We start from the raw sequence: 257 nt of genomic DNA, 5'->3' as shown, positions 1-257 counted from the left end.
GGGTCGGCCTGATCCACGACCCGTCGGCGGTCGAGGGCGACGTCATCCGGATCGTGGTCGGTCCCGAGGACGAGCCGGGGGTCGAGACCGTGGCGCTGCTCCCCGCCGACGCGGAGGCCGAGGCCGAGCGGATCGGCTTCGCCATCCTGCGGGCGCTGGTGGTGGTCGAGGGCGCGGTCTGAGCCGCGCCCGGCGCGCCGGCCGGATCGCGGTCTGAACCGAAGGGTGGGCGGTGCGCGTTCTCGGAGGGCGTGAGC

The 257-nt window shown here is 75.9% G+C and carries 1 protein-coding gene; it reads left to right on the top strand.

Annotated elements, in window-relative coordinates; all coding sequences use genetic code 11:
* Nucleotides 1–182 (top strand): hypothetical protein (locus tag KZZ07_RS27135; protein ID WP_219520106.1); only part of this gene is annotated, 182 nt, incomplete at its 5' end.
* Nucleotides 183–257 lie beyond the last annotated feature (75 nt).

The organism is Mameliella sp. CS4, from assembly GCF_019392335.1.
Taxonomy (GTDB): Bacteria; Pseudomonadota; Alphaproteobacteria; order Rhodobacterales; family Rhodobacteraceae; genus Antarctobacter.
This window is presented reverse-complemented; position numbering and strand designations above follow the sequence as displayed.